17 protein-coding genes are annotated in these 19,037 nt (G+C 69.3%); 4 read left to right on the top strand and 13 right to left on the bottom strand.

Annotated features, from left to right (window positions below):
- Positions 1–9 precede the first annotated feature (9 nt).
- Genes opcA through SBI80_RS15375 form a run of 3 tightly spaced genes read left to right on the top strand, consistent with a single transcriptional unit; the run spans position 10 to position 2,055 of the window.
- On the top strand, positions 10–921 hold the full coding sequence (gene opcA, locus SBI80_RS15385) for a glucose-6-phosphate dehydrogenase assembly protein OpcA (RefSeq protein ID WP_318975639.1): 912 nt from the start codon (positions 10–12) through the stop codon (positions 919–921).
- Positions 918–1,658, top strand: a complete 741-nt coding sequence (gene pgl, locus SBI80_RS15380; RefSeq protein WP_318975638.1) for a 6-phosphogluconolactonase — start codon at positions 918–920, stop codon at positions 1,656–1,658. The genes opcA and pgl overlap by 4 nt, the downstream gene beginning before the upstream one ends.
- A 19-nt stretch (positions 1,659–1,677) precedes the next feature.
- Positions 1,678–2,055: an ATPase gene (locus tag SBI80_RS15375; protein WP_318975637.1), complete on the top strand. Its 378-nt coding sequence runs from the start codon at positions 1,678–1,680 to the stop codon at positions 2,053–2,055.
- A gap of 10 nt (positions 2,056–2,065) precedes the next feature.
- Here SBI80_RS15375 and ppc read toward each other — a convergent pair whose 3' ends face one another.
- Positions 2,066–4,876, bottom strand: coding sequence for a phosphoenolpyruvate carboxylase (gene ppc / locus SBI80_RS15370; protein WP_318975636.1), 2,811 nt, complete (start codon positions 4,874–4,876; stop codon positions 2,066–2,068).
- 242 nt (positions 4,877–5,118) lie between these two features.
- Between ppc and SBI80_RS15365 the strand changes: the two genes are divergently transcribed.
- Positions 5,119–6,390, top strand: coding sequence for an ankyrin repeat domain-containing protein (locus tag SBI80_RS15365; RefSeq protein WP_318975635.1), 1,272 nt, complete (start codon positions 5,119–5,121; stop codon positions 6,388–6,390).
- On the opposite strand, the gene secG is transcribed toward SBI80_RS15365, so the two are convergent.
- The 12 genes from secG to SBI80_RS15305 form a co-directional block, all read right to left on the bottom strand.
- Positions 6,374–6,610: a preprotein translocase subunit SecG gene (secG, locus tag SBI80_RS15360; protein ID WP_318975634.1), complete on the bottom strand. Its 237-nt coding sequence runs from the start codon at positions 6,608–6,610 to the stop codon at positions 6,374–6,376. The two genes, SBI80_RS15365 and secG, sit on opposite strands and share 17 nt — an antisense overlap.
- Before the next feature lie 30 nt (positions 6,611–6,640).
- Positions 6,641–7,426 carry a triose-phosphate isomerase gene (gene tpiA / locus SBI80_RS15355; protein ID WP_318975633.1) on the bottom strand — a complete coding sequence of 262 codons (786 nt, stop codon included), beginning with the start codon at positions 7,424–7,426 and terminating at the stop codon, positions 6,641–6,643.
- A 34-nt stretch (positions 7,427–7,460) separates the two neighbouring features.
- A complete protein-coding gene (locus SBI80_RS15350; RefSeq protein WP_318975778.1) occupies positions 7,461–8,696 on the bottom strand; it encodes a phosphoglycerate kinase in 1,236 nt (411 codons plus the stop codon).
- A 24-nt stretch (positions 8,697–8,720) separates the two neighbouring features.
- Positions 8,721–9,743, bottom strand: coding sequence for a type I glyceraldehyde-3-phosphate dehydrogenase (gene gap, locus SBI80_RS15345; RefSeq protein ID WP_318975632.1), 1,023 nt, complete (start codon positions 9,741–9,743; stop codon positions 8,721–8,723).
- A gap of 101 nt (positions 9,744–9,844) precedes the next feature.
- Positions 9,845–10,552 carry an ABC transporter substrate-binding protein gene (locus SBI80_RS15340; RefSeq protein WP_318975631.1) on the bottom strand — a complete coding sequence of 236 codons (708 nt, stop codon included), beginning with the start codon at positions 10,550–10,552 and terminating at the stop codon, positions 9,845–9,847.
- 99 nt (positions 10,553–10,651) lie between these two features.
- On the bottom strand, positions 10,652–11,629 hold the full coding sequence (gene whiA, locus SBI80_RS15335; RefSeq protein ID WP_318975777.1) for a DNA-binding protein WhiA: 978 nt from the start codon (positions 11,627–11,629) through the stop codon (positions 10,652–10,654).
- Positions 11,630–11,642: 13 nt separating this feature from the next.
- Positions 11,643–12,644 carry a gluconeogenesis factor YvcK family protein gene (locus SBI80_RS15330; RefSeq protein ID WP_318975630.1) on the bottom strand — a complete coding sequence of 334 codons (1,002 nt, stop codon included), beginning with the start codon at positions 12,642–12,644 and terminating at the stop codon, positions 11,643–11,645.
- A gap of 25 nt (positions 12,645–12,669) precedes the next feature.
- The gene (rapZ, locus tag SBI80_RS15325) at positions 12,670–13,575 is read right to left on the bottom strand and encodes an RNase adapter RapZ (protein ID WP_318975776.1); all 906 of its coding nucleotides are present in this window, start codon (positions 13,573–13,575) and stop codon (positions 12,670–12,672) included.
- The gene (uvrC, locus tag SBI80_RS15320) at positions 13,575–15,620 is read right to left on the bottom strand and encodes an excinuclease ABC subunit UvrC (RefSeq protein ID WP_318975629.1); all 2,046 of its coding nucleotides are present in this window, start codon (positions 15,618–15,620) and stop codon (positions 13,575–13,577) included. Before uvrC ends, rapZ begins: the two co-directional genes overlap by 1 nt.
- Positions 15,621–15,630: 10 nt before the next feature.
- Positions 15,631–16,959: a UDP-N-acetylmuramoyl-L-alanine--D-glutamate ligase gene (gene murD, locus SBI80_RS15315; RefSeq protein WP_318975628.1), complete on the bottom strand. Its 1,329-nt coding sequence runs from the start codon at positions 16,957–16,959 to the stop codon at positions 15,631–15,633.
- Positions 16,956–18,290 (bottom strand): MurL-like N-terminal domain-containing, encoded by a 1,335-nt coding sequence (locus SBI80_RS15310; protein WP_318975627.1) that lies wholly within the window; start codon positions 18,288–18,290, stop codon positions 16,956–16,958. Before SBI80_RS15310 ends, murD begins: the two co-directional genes overlap by 4 nt.
- Positions 18,287–19,033: a hypothetical protein gene (locus tag SBI80_RS15305; protein ID WP_318975626.1), complete on the bottom strand. Its 747-nt coding sequence runs from the start codon at positions 19,031–19,033 to the stop codon at positions 18,287–18,289. Before SBI80_RS15305 ends, SBI80_RS15310 begins: the two co-directional genes overlap by 4 nt.
- Between the last annotated feature and the right edge of the window lie 4 nt (positions 19,034–19,037).

Below are 19,037 nucleotides of genomic sequence, written 5' to 3'. Positions count from 1 at the left end.
GGCCGACCAGTGATCGTCGACTTGGAGAACACGACCACCAACGCGGTCAACAAGAAGCTCGACGGTCTGCGCGAGGAGGGCGGCGCGTTCACCATGGCCAGGGTGCTCACCCTCGTCATCGCGCCCGACAGCGAGACCGTCCTCGAGGAGTCGATCGAGGCGGCGAATGCCGCCAGCCGTGAGCACCCCTGCCGGGTGATCGTCGTGCTGCCCGTCGACCGCGATGCCGCCGACGCCAAGCTCGACGCCCAGATCCGGGTCGGGCACGATGCGGGTGCCGGCGAAGTGGTCGTGCTCAAGCTCGCCGGCCCGCTGGCCGATCACGCCAGCAGCGTGGTGACGCCGTTCCTGTTGCCCGATACCCCGGTGGTGGCCTGGTGGCCGGATCTCGCACCGCGGGTACCGGCGCAGGACCCGTTGGGCCAGTTGGCCATTCGTCGCATCACCGATGCGACCTACGGCACCGACCCGCTGGCGTGCATCAAGAGCCGGCTGGAGGGTTACACCGCGGGTGACACCGACCTGGCGTGGAGCCGGATCACCTACTGGCGGGCGATGCTGACCTCGGCGCTGGATCAGGGCCCGCACGAACCGATCACGTCGGCGTTGGTGTCCGGTCGCAAGGAGGAGCCGGCACTGGACATCCTCGCCGGATGGCTGGCCAGCCGCATCGACGGTCCGGTTCAGCGGGCCGTCGGCGAGCTGAAGGTCGAACTGGTCCGCCCCAGCGAGACCATCACGCTCAGCCGGCCGCAGGACGGCATCACCGCGAGCCTGACGCGCACCGGCAAGCCCGACGCCAAGCTTCCGCTGGCGCGCCGCGAGACGCGCGAGTGCCTGGCCGAGGACCTGCGCAGGCTCGACGCCGACGAGATCTACCTGGCAGCCCTAGAAGGCATTGGAAGGGTCGAATACCTGTGAGCGACAAGGTGATCGAGAGGTACGCCGATACCGACGCGCTGGTGGCCGCGGCCGGTCAGCGACTGGTTGGGGCCATCACGGCGGCCATCGACGCGCGCGACGCCGCCTTCGTCGTGCTGACCGGTGGCGGCACGGGCGTGAAGCTGCTCGAGCACCTCGGCGAGCACGGCGCGGCGATCGACTGGTCGAAGGTGCACCTCTTCTGGGGTGACGACCGGTACGTACCGGCCGACGACGACGACCGCAACGACAAGCAGGCGCGCGAGGCGCTGCTCGACCACGTCGACGTGCCGGCGGCCAACGTGCACGCCATGCCCGCCAGCGACGGCGAGTTCGGTGACGACATCGACGCCGCCGCCTTGGCCTACGAGCAGGTGCTGGCCGCCAACGCCGTCGGCGGAGCGCCCACTCCGGCGTTCGACGTCCACCTGCTCGGCATGGGCGGTGAAGGGCACGTCAACTCGCTCTTCCCGCACACCGCGGCCACTCGGGAGACCGAGCGAATGGTCGTCGGGGTCACCGACTCCCCCAAGCCGCCGCCGCAGCGCATCACGCTGACGTTGCCTGCGGTCACCCGATCACGCGAGGTTTGGCTGGTGGTCTCTGGGGCGGAGAAGGCCGAGGCGGTCGCCGCGGCGATCGGGGGTGCCAGCGCCGACGACGTGCCTGCAGCGGGCGCCATCGGGATCGAGGCGACCGTGTGGCTCCTCGACGAAGCTGCCGCGTCCGCGCTGTAGCAACCCGCATACTGTTGCCATGGCAGACAAGGGCGTCGGTCGCGGTCGCGCGACGACGGGTCGGCAGCGCATCAAGACGCTGACCCAGGCTGCGTTGAACGCCGACGTCACGGTGGAACAGGTCGACACGCTGCTCACCGAGCTCGGAGAGACGCTGGCCGACCTCGACAGGTCCACCACCGGGCTGGACGCCACCCTGGACCGGTTCAACCAGACCATCACCCGCATCGACGAGCTGGCGCCACGGTTGATCGGCGTCGTCGAACGGCTCGAGGCCATCGTCGACCGCGTGGAGCGCATCGTCGGGCTCGGCGAATCGGTGATGGCGCCATGGTCGGCCACCGAGAACGTGGTGCGTGGCGCGATCGGCGCGGTGCGCAAGACCACCGGCCTCTGACGAACCGGGGTCAGCCGCTGTTGCGCAACGCGGTGGCCAGCCCGCTCATCGTGAGCAGGATCCCCCGCTGAACCAGTTCGTCCTCGTCGCCGGAGCGGTACCGCCGCAGCAGTTCGACCTGCAGATGGTTCAGCGGTTCCAGATACGGGAACCGATTGAACACCGAGCGGGCGAGCGCCGGGTTGTCGGCCAGCAGGTCGTCGTTGCCGGTGATGAGCCGCAGCATCTTGATGGTCCGATCGTGCTCGGCGACGATTTGGTCGAACACCCGGTGCCGCAGCGCCTCGTCCTCGACGAGCTCGGAGTAGCGGGCCGCCAGTCCCATGTCGGCCTTGGCGAGCACCTGGGCCATGTTGGACAGCACCGAGCGGAAGAACGGCCACTTCTCGTAGAGGTCCTGCAGGACTGCGAGTCTGGCCTCCTCCGATTCCGGGCCAGCGGCGACCCATTGCTCGAACGCGCTGCCCGTGCCGTACCAACCGGGCAGCATCACCCGAGACTGGCTCCAGGACAACACCCATGGGATGGCGCGCAGATCGGAGATCGCCGTGGTGGGCTTGCGCGAGGCGGGCCGGCTGCCGATGTTGAGTGCGCCGATCTCGCTGACCGGGGTGGACGCCTTGAAGTACTCGACGAATCCCGGTGTCTCGTGCACCAATTCGGAGTAGGCGCGCTGCGCGCGGGCGGCCAGGTCGTCGAGCACCTCGTAGGCCGGTCCGGCGGCGTCGCCGAGACCCTCGACGTCGAGCAGCGTCGACTCCAGCGTGGCGGCGAGCAGGGTCTCCAGGTTGCGGTGCGCGATCGTCGGTTCGGCGTACTTGGCGGCAATCACCTCACCCTGCTCGGTGATCCGTAGCGACCCCTTCACCGCACCGGGCGGTTGGGCGAGGATGGCGTCGTAACTGGGACCACCGCCGCGGCCGACGGTGCCACCGCGGCCGTGGAACAGCCGCAACCGGATGCCGGTCTTGCGGGCCGACTCGACCAGGTCGAGCTCGGCGCGGTACAGCGCCCAATTGGCGGCCAGGTAGCCACCGTCCTTGTTCGAATCTGAGTAGCCGAGCATCACCTCCTGATGCTCGCCGCGGGCGTGAACCATGGCGCGGTACAGCGGGATGTCCAGTACCGCTTCCATGATCGACGATCCACGCTGCAGGTCGTCGATCGTCTCGAACAGCGGGACGACGCCGACCGGGCTGTACGGCTTCTCCCCCGACGCGTCCAGCAGACCCGCCTCCTTGAGGAATACGGCTGCTTCGAGCATGTCCGAGACCGACTGGCACATCGAGATGATGTAGTTCGGCACCGCCTCCGGACCGAACACCCGGACCGCGCGGGCGGCCGCCGCGGTGATGTCCAGTTCCTTGCGGGCCAACTCGGACAGCTCGGCACCCGGGCTCACCAGGGGCCGGCGGGTGGCCAGCTCCGCCACCAGGATCTCGACGCGGTCCGGCTCGGGCAGCGAGCGGTAGTCGGGATGCACACCGGCCCAGGCCAACAACTCGGCCATGACCTCTTCGTGCACCTCGGAGTTCTGCCGCAGATCCAGCCCCGACAGGTGAAAACCGAACACGTGCACGGCTTCCCGGAGTCGGCCCAGCCGGTCGTCGGCGAGCACCGCGCTGCCGTTGGCGCGCAGAGACGCGTCGATGACGTCGAGGTCGGCCAGGAACTCGGCGGGCGTCTCATACCGCGCCGACCCGAGATCCAGCAGATGCTCTGGCTGACGGTCCAGGATCTCGGCGGCGGTCGCAGTCAAGCGACCATGGATCGCACGCAGCGCGCGGCGGTACGGCTCGTCGGCCGGTGCCGTGGTTTCGTCGGACGTGTCGGCCAGCGCACCGAGGTCGTCGCTGATTCGGACCAGGCGCACCGACATCGACAGCTCGTCCTCCAGCGCGGCGAGCTCGCGGAAGTAGTGCTCGAACGCGGTGTAGGCGGCACTGCCGGTGGCCAGCCGGACGACCTCGGCGGTGACGTTCGGGTTGCCATCGCGGTCGCCGCCGATCCAGGAACCGGGCCGCAAGATGGGCTGCTCCAGGACGTGGGCCTCGGGCCAGCGGGCCCGCAGCGCGGTGCGCACCTCGGCGTTGACCTGTGGGATGACCTCGAAGAAGGCCGCCGGGTAGTACCGCAGACCGGTTTGGATCTCATCCTGGATCTTCAACCGCGACAACCGAATCAGCGCGGTCTGCCACAGCTTCAGGATGTGACGACGCAGCTCGAGCTCGATGCTGCGGCCGTCGTCGGTGTGGGCATGCCCGCGCATGCGCAGCCGCATCAGCTGGGTGATGCGGTGCTGAGTGTCGAACACCGTCCTGCGCCGGGTCTCGGTGGGGTGTGCGGTGATCACCGGTGACACCAGCGCACCGGTGAGCGCGTCGGCGACGGTGTCGGAGTCCAGGTCGGCGGACTCGAGTTTGAGGTAGGTGGCGGCCAGGCTGCTGCGCTGCGGCGGTTCGCCGGCCGCGACGTGGATTGCGCGCCGCCGCTCGCGGTGGATGTCCTCGGCGACGTTGGCCAGCAGGGCGAAGTGGGTGAAGGCCCGGATGACCGGGATCGCCTTGCGGACGTCTATCCCGTCGAACAACTCGGCGAGCTCGGCGCGGTCGATCTCCGAGCGCCGCACCCGGAAGGACCCCACCCGAGCGCGCTCGACGAGATCGAAGACCTCGTCGCCGTTCTGCTCACGCACCGTGTCGCCGAGGATCGCGCCAAGCAGGCGGATGTCCTCCCGCATCGGTTCGGTGGCCTCGCGGCCCACCTGGGTTCGGCGCACCGAGCCGATGGGTGCGAGGACGGTGTCGGGAGCGTCGGCCATGCCCCCAGTATCGACGTACCGCGAACGGGGCGCAGAACGAGCCCACGGGATGGCGTGCGTCGTCGGCGCCACCAGCGCCGGCCGGTCCCCGCCGGACGGCTCATCCGGTAACCTGGGCGGCGGCGTGCAGGACGCCACCGGTCCGCGGAAAGAGGCACAGCCTCCCTGGCAGACGACGTGATCCGGCCCGTCTCCTTTCGGCCCGACGCAGCGGACCTCGGGTGCGTCGAAAGGAGGCCGTCATGGCCCCGACCCTGCCCAACAATCCGTCGCTGGAACGGTTCCGCCGCGACGCCCGCGCCTTGCAGCGCGCCGTGCGCGACCGCGATCCCGATGCGCTCGCGACGGTGTCCCGGCACCACCCCGGCGGGCCGCCCGCCGACCCGGCTGCGTTCGTCCTGACGGCCGCCCAGCACGTCGTGGCACGCTCGGTCGGCTTCAGCAGCTGGCCGCGGCTGCAGGCCTACCTGCGCACCGCCGAGGCGCTGCGGCGCGACCCCACGACCGCACCCGGTGACGACCCGCTGTCGCGCTTCCTGTCACTGGCTTGCCTGACCTACTCCCAGGACGACGATCCGGCCAGGTGGGCAGCCGCGATGGACGTCCTGCACACCCACCCCGACCTACCCGGGCGCAGCCTGTATGCCGCTGCGGCCGTTGCTGATCCGGCAGCCGTACGGGCTCATCTCGCCGCGGGGCCCGACGACGCCCGCAGCGAGGGCGGTCCCTTCGGGTGGACGGCGCTGTTCCACCTCGCCGCAGCGCGCGTGCCGCAGCGCGATCCGCTGGCCACGGCCCGCATCCTGCTCGCTGCCGGCGCCGACCCCAACGCGGGTTACCTGTGGCAGGGACTGCCAACGCCGTTCACGGTGCTGACGCTGTGCTTCGGGGAAGGCGAGGCGGGACCGGGGCGGCAACCCCGACACCCAGCGGGCGCGGAGCTCGCGGAGATCCTGCTGGCTGCCGGCGCCGATCCGAACGACGCGCAGACGCTCTACAACCGGATGTTCGGCAGGGACGATCGACATCTGCGAATCCTGTTGGCGCACGGCCTCGGTCACGGTGCGGGTGGGCCATGGCATCGACGCCTCGGCGAGGCGCTGGAGGGGCCGGCGGAGATGGTCCGGCGTCAGGTGGACTGGGCGCGAGACCGGGGCCTGCACGACCGCCTCGAGTTGCTCGCCGCGCACGGGTTCACCGACGGCACGACGCCCGATGCGCCGTCACCCTGGCGCCCACGGACGCCCGAGCCGGCGATCGCGGCGGCGGGTACGCCCGAGGCGGTGCGCGAGCTGGCGGCCGCGGGTGGTGATCTGGACGCGCTCGTCGACGGACACACCGTGCTGCACCAGGCAGCCTGGTGCGGAGACGTCGAGATGGTCGAGACCCTGCTGGACTGTGGTGCGGACGCCGACGCGGTGGACGCCGAGCACGGCATGACCCCGCTGGAGTGGGCGGAGTACGGTCGCGCCGAGGCGGCCGCCGCCCTGCTGCGAGCTAGGCGCCGTACTTGATGCGCAGCGCGACGGCGATGATCGAGACGAGCCAGATGCCGGTGATGAAGTAGGTCAACCGGTCGAGGTTCTTCTCCACGACCGTCGATCCCGACAGGCTGGACTGCACGCCGCCGCCGAACAGCGTCGACAGACCGCCACCCTTGGCCCGATGCAGGAGCACCAACAGGATCACCAGGACGCTGGTGACGACGAGGGTGATCTGCAGAGCGAGAATCATGTGCGCCAGGATACCGGTCGGCCCAGCCGATCAGGGAATCGGTCCACCCGCGGCGATCGCGGACAGGATCGCGAACTGTTCGCCGTCCAGCGAGGCACCGCCGACCAGGGCGCCGTCGACGTCGGACTGGCCGACGATCTCGCCGACGTTCTTGGCGTTGACCGAGCCGCCGTAGAGCACGCGCACCGTGTCGGCGATCGCCGGCGTCGCCAGCTCGCCGAGCTCGGTGCGAATCGCGGCACACACCTCCTGCGCGTCGGCCGCGCTGGCCACGCGGCCGGTACCGATCGCCCACACGGGTTCGTAGGCGATGACGCTCGCCGCGATCTGCTCGGCCGACAACCCCGCCAGCGATCCCCTCAACTGGTTGACGTTGTAGGCGACGTGCTCCCCGGCCTCGCGGACCTCGAGGCCCTCGCCGATGCAGATGATCGGGGTCAGGCCGTGCCGGAGCGCGGCGGCGGCCTTGGCGGCGACCAGCGCGTCGTCCTCGGCGTGATAGGTCCGCCGTTCGGAGTGCCCGACGACGGCGAACGTGCAGCCGAGCTTGGCCAGGAACGCCCCGCTGATCTCCCCGGTGTAGGCCCCGGAGTCGTGCTTGGACAGGTCCTGCGCCCCGTAGGTGAGTCGCAGTTTGTCGCCGTCGACCAGCGTCTGCACGCTGCGCAGGTCGGTGAACGGCGGGATGACCGTCACGTCGACCTTGTCGAAGTACTTCTCCGGCAACGAGAACGCGATCTTCTGCACCAGGGCGATGGCCTCGAAGTGGTTGAGGTTCATCTTCCAGTTGCCGGCGATCAGCGGCTTGCGGGGCACAGGGGTCTCCTCGGGTCAGAGAACTGCGGGTTGCTCAGGAATTGAGAATGTCGATGCCGGGCAGCGTCTTGCCCTCGAGGTACTCCAGCGACGCACCGCCCCCGGTGGAGATGTGCGAGAAGCCGTCCTCGGGCAGCCCGAGCTGGCGCACCGCCGCGGCGGAGTCACCCCCGCCCACCACGCTGAACGCGCCCTTGGCCGTCGCGGCGATGACCGCCTCGGCGACGCCCTTGGTGCCCGCCGCGAACGCCGGGAACTCGAAGACGCCCATCGGTCCGTTCCAGAACACCGTCTTGGCGTTGGACAGCAGCGCGGTGAATCGCTTCACCGACTCCGGCCCGATGTCCAGGCCCATCTGGTCCTCGGGGATCTTGCCCGCGGGCACCGTCTCGGCCGGCGAGTCCGCGGCGAACTTCTCCGCGACGACGATGTCGACCGGCAGATGGATGACGTCGCCGTAGTCCTCGAGCAGCTTCTTGCAGGTGTCGATCATCTCCGGCTGCAGCAGCGACGTGCCGACCGGGACGCCCTGGGCGGCAAGGAAGGTGAAGCACATGCCACCACCGATGACGATGCTGTCGGCCTTCGTCGCGAGGTTCTCGATGACGGCCAGCTTGTCGGAGACCTTCGAGCCGCCGAGCACCACCGCATAGGGCCGCTCAGTCGACGTCGTCAGCTGCTGGAGCACCTTGACCTCGGTGGCGACGAGCGTGCCCGCGTAGTGCGGCAGCAGGGTGGCCACGTCGTAGACCGAGGCCTGCTTGCGGTGCACGACGCCGAAGCCGTCGGAGACGAACGCGCCGCCCGAACCGTCGGGACCACCCACCAGCTCGACGAGCTCCTTGGCAAGGGCGAGCCGCTCGGCATCGTCCTTGCTGGTCTCCCGCGGATCGAAGCGGATGTTCTCCAGCATCAGCACGTCACCGTCGGTCAGTCCCTCGGCGCGGGCCAGCGCGTCGGAGCCAACGACGTCGCCGGCGAGCTGGACGTGCCTGCCCAGCTGGGCACCTAGCGCCGCGGCGACCGGAGCCAGCGAGTACTTGGGCTCCGGGCCGCCCTTCGGACGTCCAAGATGCGCCGCAACGACGACCTTGGCGCCGGCCTCGGACAGCGCCTTGAGCGTCGGCACGGACGCCAGGATGCGGCCCGGGTCGGTGATGTTGCCCTCGTCGTCGAGCGGGACGTTCAGGTCGGAGCGCACCAGTACGCCCCGGCCCTCGACCCCCTCGGCGAGCAGATCCGACAGCGACTTGATGGAGGACGGCTTGATGGAGGACTCGGCCACGGCTTCGCTCTACAGCGACTTGCCGACGAGCGCGACCAGATCCACCAGGCGGTTGGAGTAGCCCCACTCGTTGTCGTACCACGACACGACCTTGGCCTGGTTGTCGATCACCTTGGTCAGACCGGAGTCGAAGATCGAGCTGTGCGGGTCGGTGACGATGTCGCTGGAGACGATCGGCGCGTCGTAGTACTTGAGGATGCCCTTGAGCGGGCCGTCGGCGGCCGCCTTCATCGCGGCGTTGATCTCCTCGGCGGTGCCCGGCTTGGCCAGCTCGGCAGTCAGGTCGGTGCAGGAACCCGTGGGGATCGGTACCCGCAGCGCGTAGCCGTCGAGCTTGCCCTTCAGCTCGGGCAACACCAGGCCGATGGCCTTGGCGGCTCCGGTCGAGGTGGGCACGATGTTCAGGGCCGCGGCGCGGGCGCGACGCAGGTCGCTGTGCGGGCCGTCCTGAAGGTTCTGGTCCTGGGTGTAGGCGTGCACCGTGGTCATCAGGCCGCGGACGATGCCGAACTCGTCGTTGAGGACCTTGGCCAGCGGGCCGAGGCAGTTGGTGGTGCACGACGCGTTGGAGATGATGTTCTGGCTGCCGTCGTACTTGTCGTCGTTGACGCCGAGCACGATGGTGATGTCCGGGTCGGTGGCCGGCGCGGAGATGATGACCTTCTTGGCGCCGGCGTCCAGGTGCCCCTTGGCCTTGGCGGCATTGGTGAAGATGCCGGTGGACTCGACGACGACGTCCACGCCGAGGTCGCCCCAGGGCAGCTCGGCGGGCCCGGCCTTGACTTCGAGTGCCTTGATCTTGGTGTCGCCGACGACGATGGTGTCGTCGCCCTCGAGGCTGACGTCGTACGGCAGCCGGCCCAGGATGGAGTCGAACTTCAGCAGATGCGCCAGAGTCGCGTTGCTGGTCAGGTCGTTGACCGCGATGATCTCGATGTCGGTGTTCTTGCCCAGCGCCTTCTGCGCGTCGAGGGCCCTGAAGAAGTTGCGCCCGATTCGACCGAAGCCGTTGACGCCTACCCGAACGGTCACTGTCGTACTCCTTAGATCTGTCGAAGACGTGCCGGTGTTCTGTCCAGCCACATTGCTCGGGGATCAGCCTAGTGGTGCGCCATTCCGGGTGTGAAGGATGGTCAAAGGGCGGCCAGGCTCTGGTCGCGGTACGGGGCGCCGAGCCATTTGCGCCGCAGTTCCTGGAGGGTGCCGTCGGCGTCGAGCTGCTCCTGCGCCGCGGTGATTCGGGCCAGGGTGCCATCGTCGTTGGCAGCGATGGCGATCTCCTCCCTGGTGATCCCGCGCTGCACCACCTCGACGTCGGGAACCGACCGGACCAGCTCGGTGAGTACCGGCCCGAGCTTCATCACGGCGTCGCAACCGCCGCTGGTCAGATCCGAGACCGCCGATCGGACGTCGCCGTAGTCATAGAGCCGGACTGCCTTCGCCTTCCCTTGCGCGACAAGGCCTTCGGCGATCGGCTGGCTGGTGTTCCCCCGCTGCACGCCGATGGTGAGCCCGGCGAGATCGTCGATCGACCGGACCCCCGGAAGACGGGCGGTGTTCACCGCGAGGGACTGTCCCGACACCAGGTAGGGCGGCGCGAACGAGGCCACCCGCCGCCGCTCGGGGGTGACGGTGGTGCCGGAGGCAACGCAGTCGTAGTTGCCCGCAGCCAGTTCGTCGAAGATGCCGTCGAAGTCCGCCCCCGAATAGGCGACGATCTCGACCCGTACGCCGAGGACGCCACCGATGGCGTTCATCAGATCGACGTCGAGTCCCCCGTCAGCGGTCATTCCGTTGAACGGTGGGTCCGGGACCGCCGCCCCGACCCTGAGCAGGTTCATGGGTGCCACGGTAGTGCCATCGACGCGTCACCGCCTCGGTGTTCGGCGGCACCGGTGAACAACCTTGCCGGACAACGGCATTGGATCGCGACGTGGCGATCAGGCGTCGTCGAGCAGGTCGGGCGTCACCGCCGACTCGGTGTCGGGGATGCCGTCCTGCTTGGCCTTGCGGTCCGCCATCGACAGCAAGCGCCGAATACGGCCCGCCACCGCGTCTTTCGTCATCGGAGGATCGGCCAGCCGACCCAGTTCCTCCAACGAGGCCTGCCGGTGCTCCACACGCAGCCTGCCCGCCGCTGAGAGGTGGTCGGGTACGGAGTCGCCGAGGATGTTCAGCGCACGCTCGACGCGTGCCGCGGCCGCCACTGCCGCCCGCGCAGACCGACGGAGGTTGGCATCGTCGAAGTTGGCCAACCGGTTCGCCGTTGCGCGCACCTCGCGGCGCAGCCGGCGTTCCTCCCAGGTGAGCCGGGTGTCCTGGGCTCCCATCCTGGTGAGCAGGGCGCCGATGGCCTCACCGTCGCGCACCACGACGCGATCGCTGCCGCGGACCTCACGGGCCTTGGCGCTGACGCCGAGCCTGCGGGCCGCACCGACGAGGGCCAGCGCCGCCTCCGGGCCGGGGCAACTGATCTCCAACGACGACGAACGTCCGGGCTCGGTCAGTGAACCGTGCGCCAAGAACGCACCGCGCCAAGCGGCTTCGGCGTCACCGACGCTGCCACCGACGACCTGGGCAGGCAACCCGCGAACCGGCCTGCCGCGAAGGTCGAGCAGCCCGGTCTGGCGGGCCAGCGCCTCGCCGTCCTGGGCGACGCGCACCACGTAGCGGGTCCCCTTGCGGATGCCACTTGCCGTCAACACGTGCACCACGGCGTTGTAGCCGTATAGGTCGTGGATGTCCTTGCGCAGGCGCCGCGCGATGACCCCGAGGTCCACCTCGGCTTCCACCACCACCCGGCCACCCACGATGTGCAGTCCACCGGCAAAGCGCAGCAGGGAGGCAACCTCCGCACGCCGCGCGCTGACCGAGTTGATCACGAGTCGGCTGAGCTCGTCCTTGACCTCGGCTGTCATCGCCACGAAATCGTCACCTCTCCTCGGCAGACCGCACGGCGGGGGTCGGAGCCGTCGGGGCGACGGGTGCCCTGCCACGCAGCCGCACCCTGTCCAGCGCCGCAGCCAACCTCGCCGGGTCATGTAATGGTGTACCAGGTCGGGACACGTCAGCGAACTCGACCTGAGCGTCCAGGCTGGCCGCGGTTCGCCTGAGTTGATCCCGTTCCCGTTCGCCCGGTACGCGTGCCGCGTCGACGACGATGTCGTGCACGGTGAATCCTGGCGCATGCTGTGCCAGTACGTGAATGTGGCGCTCGGCGGAGAAGCCCGCCGTCTCACCAGGCTCTGCCACCAGGTTCAGCACCAGTGCGCGGCGCGCCTCGGTGGCCTGCAGCGCGGCCACCAGCTGCGGCACGAGCACGTGCGGAATGACGCTGGTGAACCACGAGCCGGGGCCAAGGACCACCAGGTCGGCGGCCATGATCGCGTCGATGGCCTGACGGGTGGCCGGCGGGTTGCCCGGCAGCAACCGGACCCGTCGCACCTTGCCGACGGTGGTGGCCACCGCCACCTGGCCGCGGATCACCCGGCTCATCCGGGGATCTGCCTCCAGACCGGCGACGTCCGCTTCGATCTGCAGTGCGATCGGACACATCGGCAGCACCCGGCCCTTGAGGTCGAGGATGCGACCGAGCTCATCGAGTGCGGCCACGGGATCGGCCAGCACCTCATTCAGTCCGGCCAGCAGCAAATTGCCGATCGGATGCCCGGCCAACGCCCCGCTACCGCCGAAGCGGTGCTGCATGATGGTGGCCCACAGGTGACCGTGCGGGGTATCGGAAGCCAAGGCCGCCAAGGCCATTCGCAGATCACCCGGCGGCACGATGTCGAGTTCGCTGCGCAACCGGCCCGACGAGCCGCCGTCGTCGGCGACGGTGACTACCGCCGTCACGTGCGGGGTCAGTCGCCGCAGCGCCGACAGCGTCGCGTACAGGCCGTGGCCGCCGCCCAGCGCGACGATGCGGGCGCTCATTCGTCCTCCTCGCGTGCGGGGAAGCTCATTCGCGACCCAGGTCCCGGTGCAGCACTCGCACCGTCAGTTCGCCGTCGCCACCGAGGCGCCCCGCGAGGGCCTCGGCGATGGCGACACTGCGGTGTTTGCCACCCGTGCAGCCGATGGCAACGGTCATGTAGCGCTTTCCCTCCCTGCGGTATCCGTCGATGACGACGTCCAGCAGACGATGGTAGGTGTCGATGAAGTCCGCCGCTCCCGGTTGACCGAGGACGTAATCCCGCACCGCGGGATGCTGACCCGTGTGCGGCCGTAGCTCGTCGACCCAGTGCGGGTTTGGCAGGAAGCGGACGTCCATCACCGTGTCCGCGTCCATCGGAAGGCCGTACTTGTATCCGAAGGACTCGACGGTGACGTTGGTGTGGGCCACGGTCTCCGCGGCGAAGGCGCGTTCGATGGTCTCACGCAGGGCGGGCACCGGCAGCGATGACGTGTCGATGACCAGGTCGGCTGCCGCGCGAATCGGCGCGAGCAACGTGCGCTCGGCGGAGATGCCCTCCGCCAGAGTCTGATTGCCCTGCAGCGGATGGCTGCGACGGTTCTGCTCGTAGCGGCGCACCAGGATGTCGTCGGAGGCCTCGAGGAACAGCACGCGCGGGGTGATGTTGCGGGTTGCCAAGTCGTTGCGCACCCATTCCAAATCGCCGGTGAACCCGCGCGAGCGCACGTCCATCACGACGGCGAGCCGCGTGATGCGCGACCCCGCCGCCAGACCCAGCTCCACCATCCTGGCGATCAACTCCGGGGGCAGGTTGTCCGCGACGTACCAGCCGAGGTCCTCCAGCACCTTGGCAGCGGTGCCCCGGCCGGCCCCGGAGAGACCCGTGACCAGGACGACGTCGATGCCCGCCGTCGCCTCGTCCTCGGCGCGGCCGCCGTGTGCGCCGTCGATCACGAGAGCTCGGTCTCCGGCTGCTCACTGGTCCACGCACGATCCGCCGCCGGTTGCTCGCTGGTGACCCGTGTCATCCCCTGGCCCGTCGTCGGTGGTGCTTCGTCGTTGATCGTAGGCACGCCAAGTGCCTCCAGGACGGCGTTCGCAGTGGTCACTCCGATTCCCGGTACGGCGATGATCTCCTCGACGCTGGCGTCCTTGAGCCGGGCCACCGAGCCGAAGTGCGTCACCAGGGCCTTGCGCCGGTGCTCCCCCAATCCCTTGACGGAGTCTAGTGCCGATGCGGTCATTCGCTTGGATCGCTTGCTGCGGTGGTAGCTGATCGCGAAGCGGTGCGCCTCGTCGCGCACCCGCTGCAACAGGTACAGCCCGTCGCTGTTGCGCGGCATGATGACCGGATCGGGCGACATCCCGTCCAGGTTGGGCACCCAGATCTCCTCGAGACGCTTGGCCAACCCGATGACCGCCACGTCGGTGACGCCGAGTTCCTCGAGGACCGCGGCCGCGGCGTTCACCTGGGGTGCGCCACCGTCGACGACGAAGAGGTTGGGCGGATAGGCGAACCGTCTCGCCTTGCCGTCCTCGACCACGGGCGCCTGCGCGTCGGCCACGTGTCTGGCGAAGCGGCGCCGGGTGACCTCCGCGATCGAGGCGACGTCATCGGATCGCCCGTCCCCTGCCGCCTCCCGGATGGCGTAGTGCCGGTAGTCCGACTTGCGCGGCAGCCCGTCTTCGAAGACCACCAGCGAGGCGACCACGTCGGTGCCCTGCACGTGGCTGATGTCGATGCACTCGATGCGCAACGGCGCGTCGGCCAGGCCGAGGAACTCCTGGATGTTTTGCAGCGCTTCGGATCTGGCGTTGAAGTCGCCGGCGCGCTTGAGCTTGTGCTGCTGCAGCGCCTCCTGCGCGTTGCGGTGCACCGTCTCGGCGAGCGCGCGCTTGTCGCCGCGCACCGGCACCCGGATCTGCACCTTGGAGCCCCGCAGCTCGCGCAGCCACGTCTCGAGCTCCCCGGCGTTGTCGGGCAACACCGGTACCAGCACCTGACGCGGCACCGCATTGGTGGCGTCGTCGGCCGAACCGCCCAGCTCGGCCTGATCGCCGTAGAACTGCGTGAGGAACTGCTCGACGAGGTGCTCCTGACCGGACTTGCCTGACTCGCCTGACTTCTCGACCACCCAGCCCCGCTGACCGCGCACGCGACCGCCGCGCACGTGGAACACCTGCACCGCGGCTTCGAGCTCGTCGTCGGCGAACGCGACGACGTCGGCGTCGGTCCCGTCGCCAAGCACCACGGTCTGCTTCTCCAGCGCGCGCTTGAGCGCCCCGATGTCGTCGCGCAGCCGCGCGGCGCGCTCGAAGTCGAGCTCCTCGGCGGCCGCGTTCATCTGCTGCTCCATGTCCCTGGCCAGGCGGTCGGTCTTGCCGGCCAGGAAGTCGCAGAAGTCGAGCACGATCCGGCGGTGTTCCTCCGCGCTGACCCGTCCGACGCACGGCGCCGAGCACTTGTCGATGTAGCCGAGCAGGCAGGGTCGGCCAATCTGGTTGTGCCGCTTGAACACTCCGTTGGAGCAGGTACGCGCCGGGAAGACCCTGGTCAGCAGGTCGAGCGTCTCGCGGATCGCCCAGGCGTGCGAATAGGGCCCGAAGTACCGCACGCCCTTGCGGCGGGGGCCGCGGTAGACGAACAGCCGCGGGTACTCCTCGTTCAGGGTGACCGCCAGCACGGGATAGGACTTGTCGTCGCGGTAGCGGATGTTGAACCGTGGATCGAATTCCTTGATCCAGTTGTATTCCAGCTGCAGCGCTTCGACTTCGGTGCCGACGACGGTCCACTCCACGCTGCCGGCCGTCATCACCATCTGCCTGGTCCGCGGCGCGAGCCCGGACAGGTCGGCGAAGTAGGAGTTCAACCGGCTGCGCAGACTCTTGGCCTTGCCGACGTAGATCACCCGGCCGTGCGGATCACGAAACCGGTAGACACCGGGCTCGACGGGTATCGAGCCCGGCGCAGGCCGGTAGGTCGCTGGATCGGGCACGGGGTCCAGGTTAGTTGGGCGCGGGGACGGCGCCGGCGAGGTCGTCGATGAAACGGCAATACGCCGAGGCCTTGGCCTCGTAGTTGGTGAAGAGGTCGTAGCTGGCCGCACCCGGCGACAGCAGCACGACGTCCACGTCGGGCAGAGCCGCGGCGGTGCGCACCGCCTCCTCCAGGCCGTGCACCAGGTGCGTGCGCGCCGGATGCTCCGTCGCGAAGCCGGTACCGATGAGGGCGCCGTTTGTCGGGGCCTGGATCAGCGACACGTTGCGGGCTCCGCTGCGCAGGTAGGCATCGAGCTGGTCGTAGTTCAAGGCACGGTCCATGCCGCCCACGATCAGCGCGACGTGCTCGTCGGGATCCATCGCGCGCAATGCCGCCGCGACGCTCTCCCCGGTCGTGGCCAGGGTGTCGTCGATCCACCGGACCCGCCCCGTGGTGCGCACGGTCTGCAGCCGGTGCGGCAGGCCCTGGTAACTGCGCACCGCCGCGTCGAGCTCGGCGTCCGTCACCGGCCTGCCGAGGATCGTCGCGGCGGCCGCGGCGGCCATGGCACCGTTCATCACGTTGTGTTCGTAGGTCATCACGAACCGACCCGGCGTGCGGTGCACGCGCGCGGGGTCGACGAGGACCAGGTCCTGATCGACCGGGGTGATGCCGAGGCGGTCGAGGACCGTGACGACCTCGGGGGTGGTCACCAGGGCGCGCGATCCGTTGCGGAAGACGTTGGCCTTGGCCAGGTGGTAGGCCTTCTTGTCGCCGTGCCAGTCGAGGTGGTCCTCGTACAGGTTCGTGATGACCGCCACTGCCGGCGAGGTGGTCAGCAGCGCGGCCTGCTGACTGGACAGCTCGGCGACGACGACGGCGTCACCGGTGGGTTCGAGATCCGACAGCGGGGTACCGATGTTGCCCGCCACGATGGCCTCGATGCCGAGTTGGCCCAGCAGATGGCCGACGAACGAGGCCGTCGTGCTCTTGCCCTTGGTGCCGGTGACGCCGATGGTCACCGCACCGTGGCGCGACATGAACCAGTCTGCGGCGCTGGAGATCCGGGTTCCCGACGCGCGCAGTGCCGCGAAGACCGGGTGACGCCACGGCACGCCCGGGCTGACGAAGACGACGTCGCAGGCGCTGAGCCGGGAGAGGTGCTCGGGCCCGCGGAACACCTCGAGACCGGCGATGCCGTCGGGCTCCTCGAAGGGGCGCCGACCGGCGTCGTCGACGGCCTCGATGCGGACCGCACCGGCCGCGGCGGCAGTCCTGGCCACGGAGACGCCTTCGCGCCCGAAGCCCCAGATGCCCACGGTCAGACCCGCGAGGTCCAGCGGTGCCGTCGTCATGCCTCGGCCAGTGCCGCCGCATACCGGGCGGGAACGTAGTCGACCGCAGTGCCACCGTCGACCGCCTCCGCGGTCGCGACCTTCTCGAGTTCGGCACGGCGCGAGCGGAATTCCTCGACCAGCGGGACACCGGCCCATTCGTCGTCGTCGAGGACCGACAGCAACGATTCGGCCGCTTCGTAGTATTCGCCGACGCATTCGAACGGCTTGTGCACCCCGAGGCCGACGATGTCCTCGAAGCCGGGCCGATTGTTCACGTCCCCATACAGGTCGTGACCGAAGATCGCCTCGACCTCGGTTCGACCCAGCCGCGGCGCCATCAGGCCGTACACGAAGAGGCACTTCGGGCAGTGGCCGCACCACGTCGCGCCCCGGCGGCCCTCGTCGATCGCAAACGGCCGGTTGCAGCTGATGAAGTCGCGGAAGTACTGCGGGCTGGTGCGGAATCGGTCGGCGATCTGCGACTCGGACAGCGGCCGCAGCAGGGAGAAGTAGCGGTCCGGGTTCAACCCGTAACCGGTGAGGGTGTCGCGCAGCAGGGTCTCGTACGAGATGCTCTTGGACCACTGGTGATTGACGTCGCGCCCCTGCCACGTCACGTTGCCCACGTTGGAGGACCGCTCGTTGGACAGTACGACGGGACCGAGACCGTTGGCGTCGGCGACGATGAGCCCGATCACGCTGTTGATCGCCGTCACGGGGACGTGGCCGTTGTGGGCACCGTTGGCGTTGGCCTCGATGAGCCGTCGATCGATGCGGCGCCGGACCCGCACGCTGTCCAACCCGCTGATCTCGATGCACCGGTCGATCGGAGCGAACTCGTTGACGCTGAACAACGTCGGACGGAAACCCTGGCGTTTGAGCGCCTCGATGCTCACCACCGAGTCCTTGCCGCCGCCGACCGGCACCAGCGGCTGTGCGCCGGCGTCCCAGCCGTCTGCGGTCGGCGCCGCGGCCCCGTCGTCAGGACCGGTGATCGCGGGGTTGAGCGCGTCGGGAAGTGCGTTGCGATAGGCGAACTCACCGAGGCCACCCGCGATCAGCTCGCGCAGATACTCGCGCTCGAAGTCGTGGGTGGGAAAGGCGATCGCGATGCGGGGCGGCGCGGCGGCCTTGTAGTAGCTCGGTGAACAGGTGAGCGCGAGCAGGCGCAGCAGGCGCTCGTCGGGAACGCGATCACCCAGCGCGGCACCGAAGTCCACGACCTCGGTGAAGGCGACGTCCTCCGTCGCGTTGCCGCGCAACGTGTAATGAGCCAGGAACGTGGCGTCGACCACTTCGTAGCCGTCGATCGTCATCACCTGGAAGGACGCCGGGTCGAAGGAGCTCATGTCCACCTCGCGAAGGAAGGTACCGTCTCGGAGTCCGCATGGCACCGCGTCCCGTCGAGCTCGGCGACCGGATGGGTCTGGTAGTGCGGCGAGACCCACCAGACCCGCTCGAAGACGGCGGGGCACGCCGGCGCGAAGTCGAGCGCCGTGATGGCACCGGACCGCATCAACTGGTCGAGGACCGAGGTCGGCTCCGGGTTCTCCACCGCAAGCAGGCCGTGGGTCGTCTGGAAGACCAGCGCACCGAGCACGGGCTGCCCCTCGGACACCGCGTCGGCGTACCCATGGGCGGCCAGCCAGCGGGCCCGCTGATCCAGTTCACCCTTGCTGGTGGTGCGCGCCGCCATCCGGCGCCACCACGGGTCCGCCGCGCGATGCGCCTGCGGCACCGCGTCGCCGGCAAGGCGTACCGCATCGGGTTGCCATGGCGCCACGGTGACGGCCGACGCTGCGAACCGCGTCGCACCGTCGTCCTCGACGATCGTCACCGTCGTGGCGACCGGTGACCGGTGCCGCACCCCCGAGAGCACCCGAGCCAGCTCCGCGGGTCGGGGCATCGCGAGACCGAAGAATTCGGCGGGTTCGGCGAGATGGCGCCAGAGCTCGTCGACGTCGGGAAGACGCCCGGCGGCCATCGGAATCGTGACGGTCGGCAGGGTACCCGGCCGCGAGACGAGCTGCGCCGCACGGAGTTGGGAAGCGTCGGTTTCCAGAGCTGTTGCCGACGTGCGAAAATGGGTCACTGTC

The sequence above is a fragment of the Mycolicibacterium sichuanense genome (genome assembly GCF_033741125.1).
Lineage (GTDB): Bacteria > Actinomycetota > Actinomycetes > Mycobacteriales > Mycobacteriaceae > Mycobacterium.
This window is presented reverse-complemented; position numbering and strand designations above follow the sequence as displayed.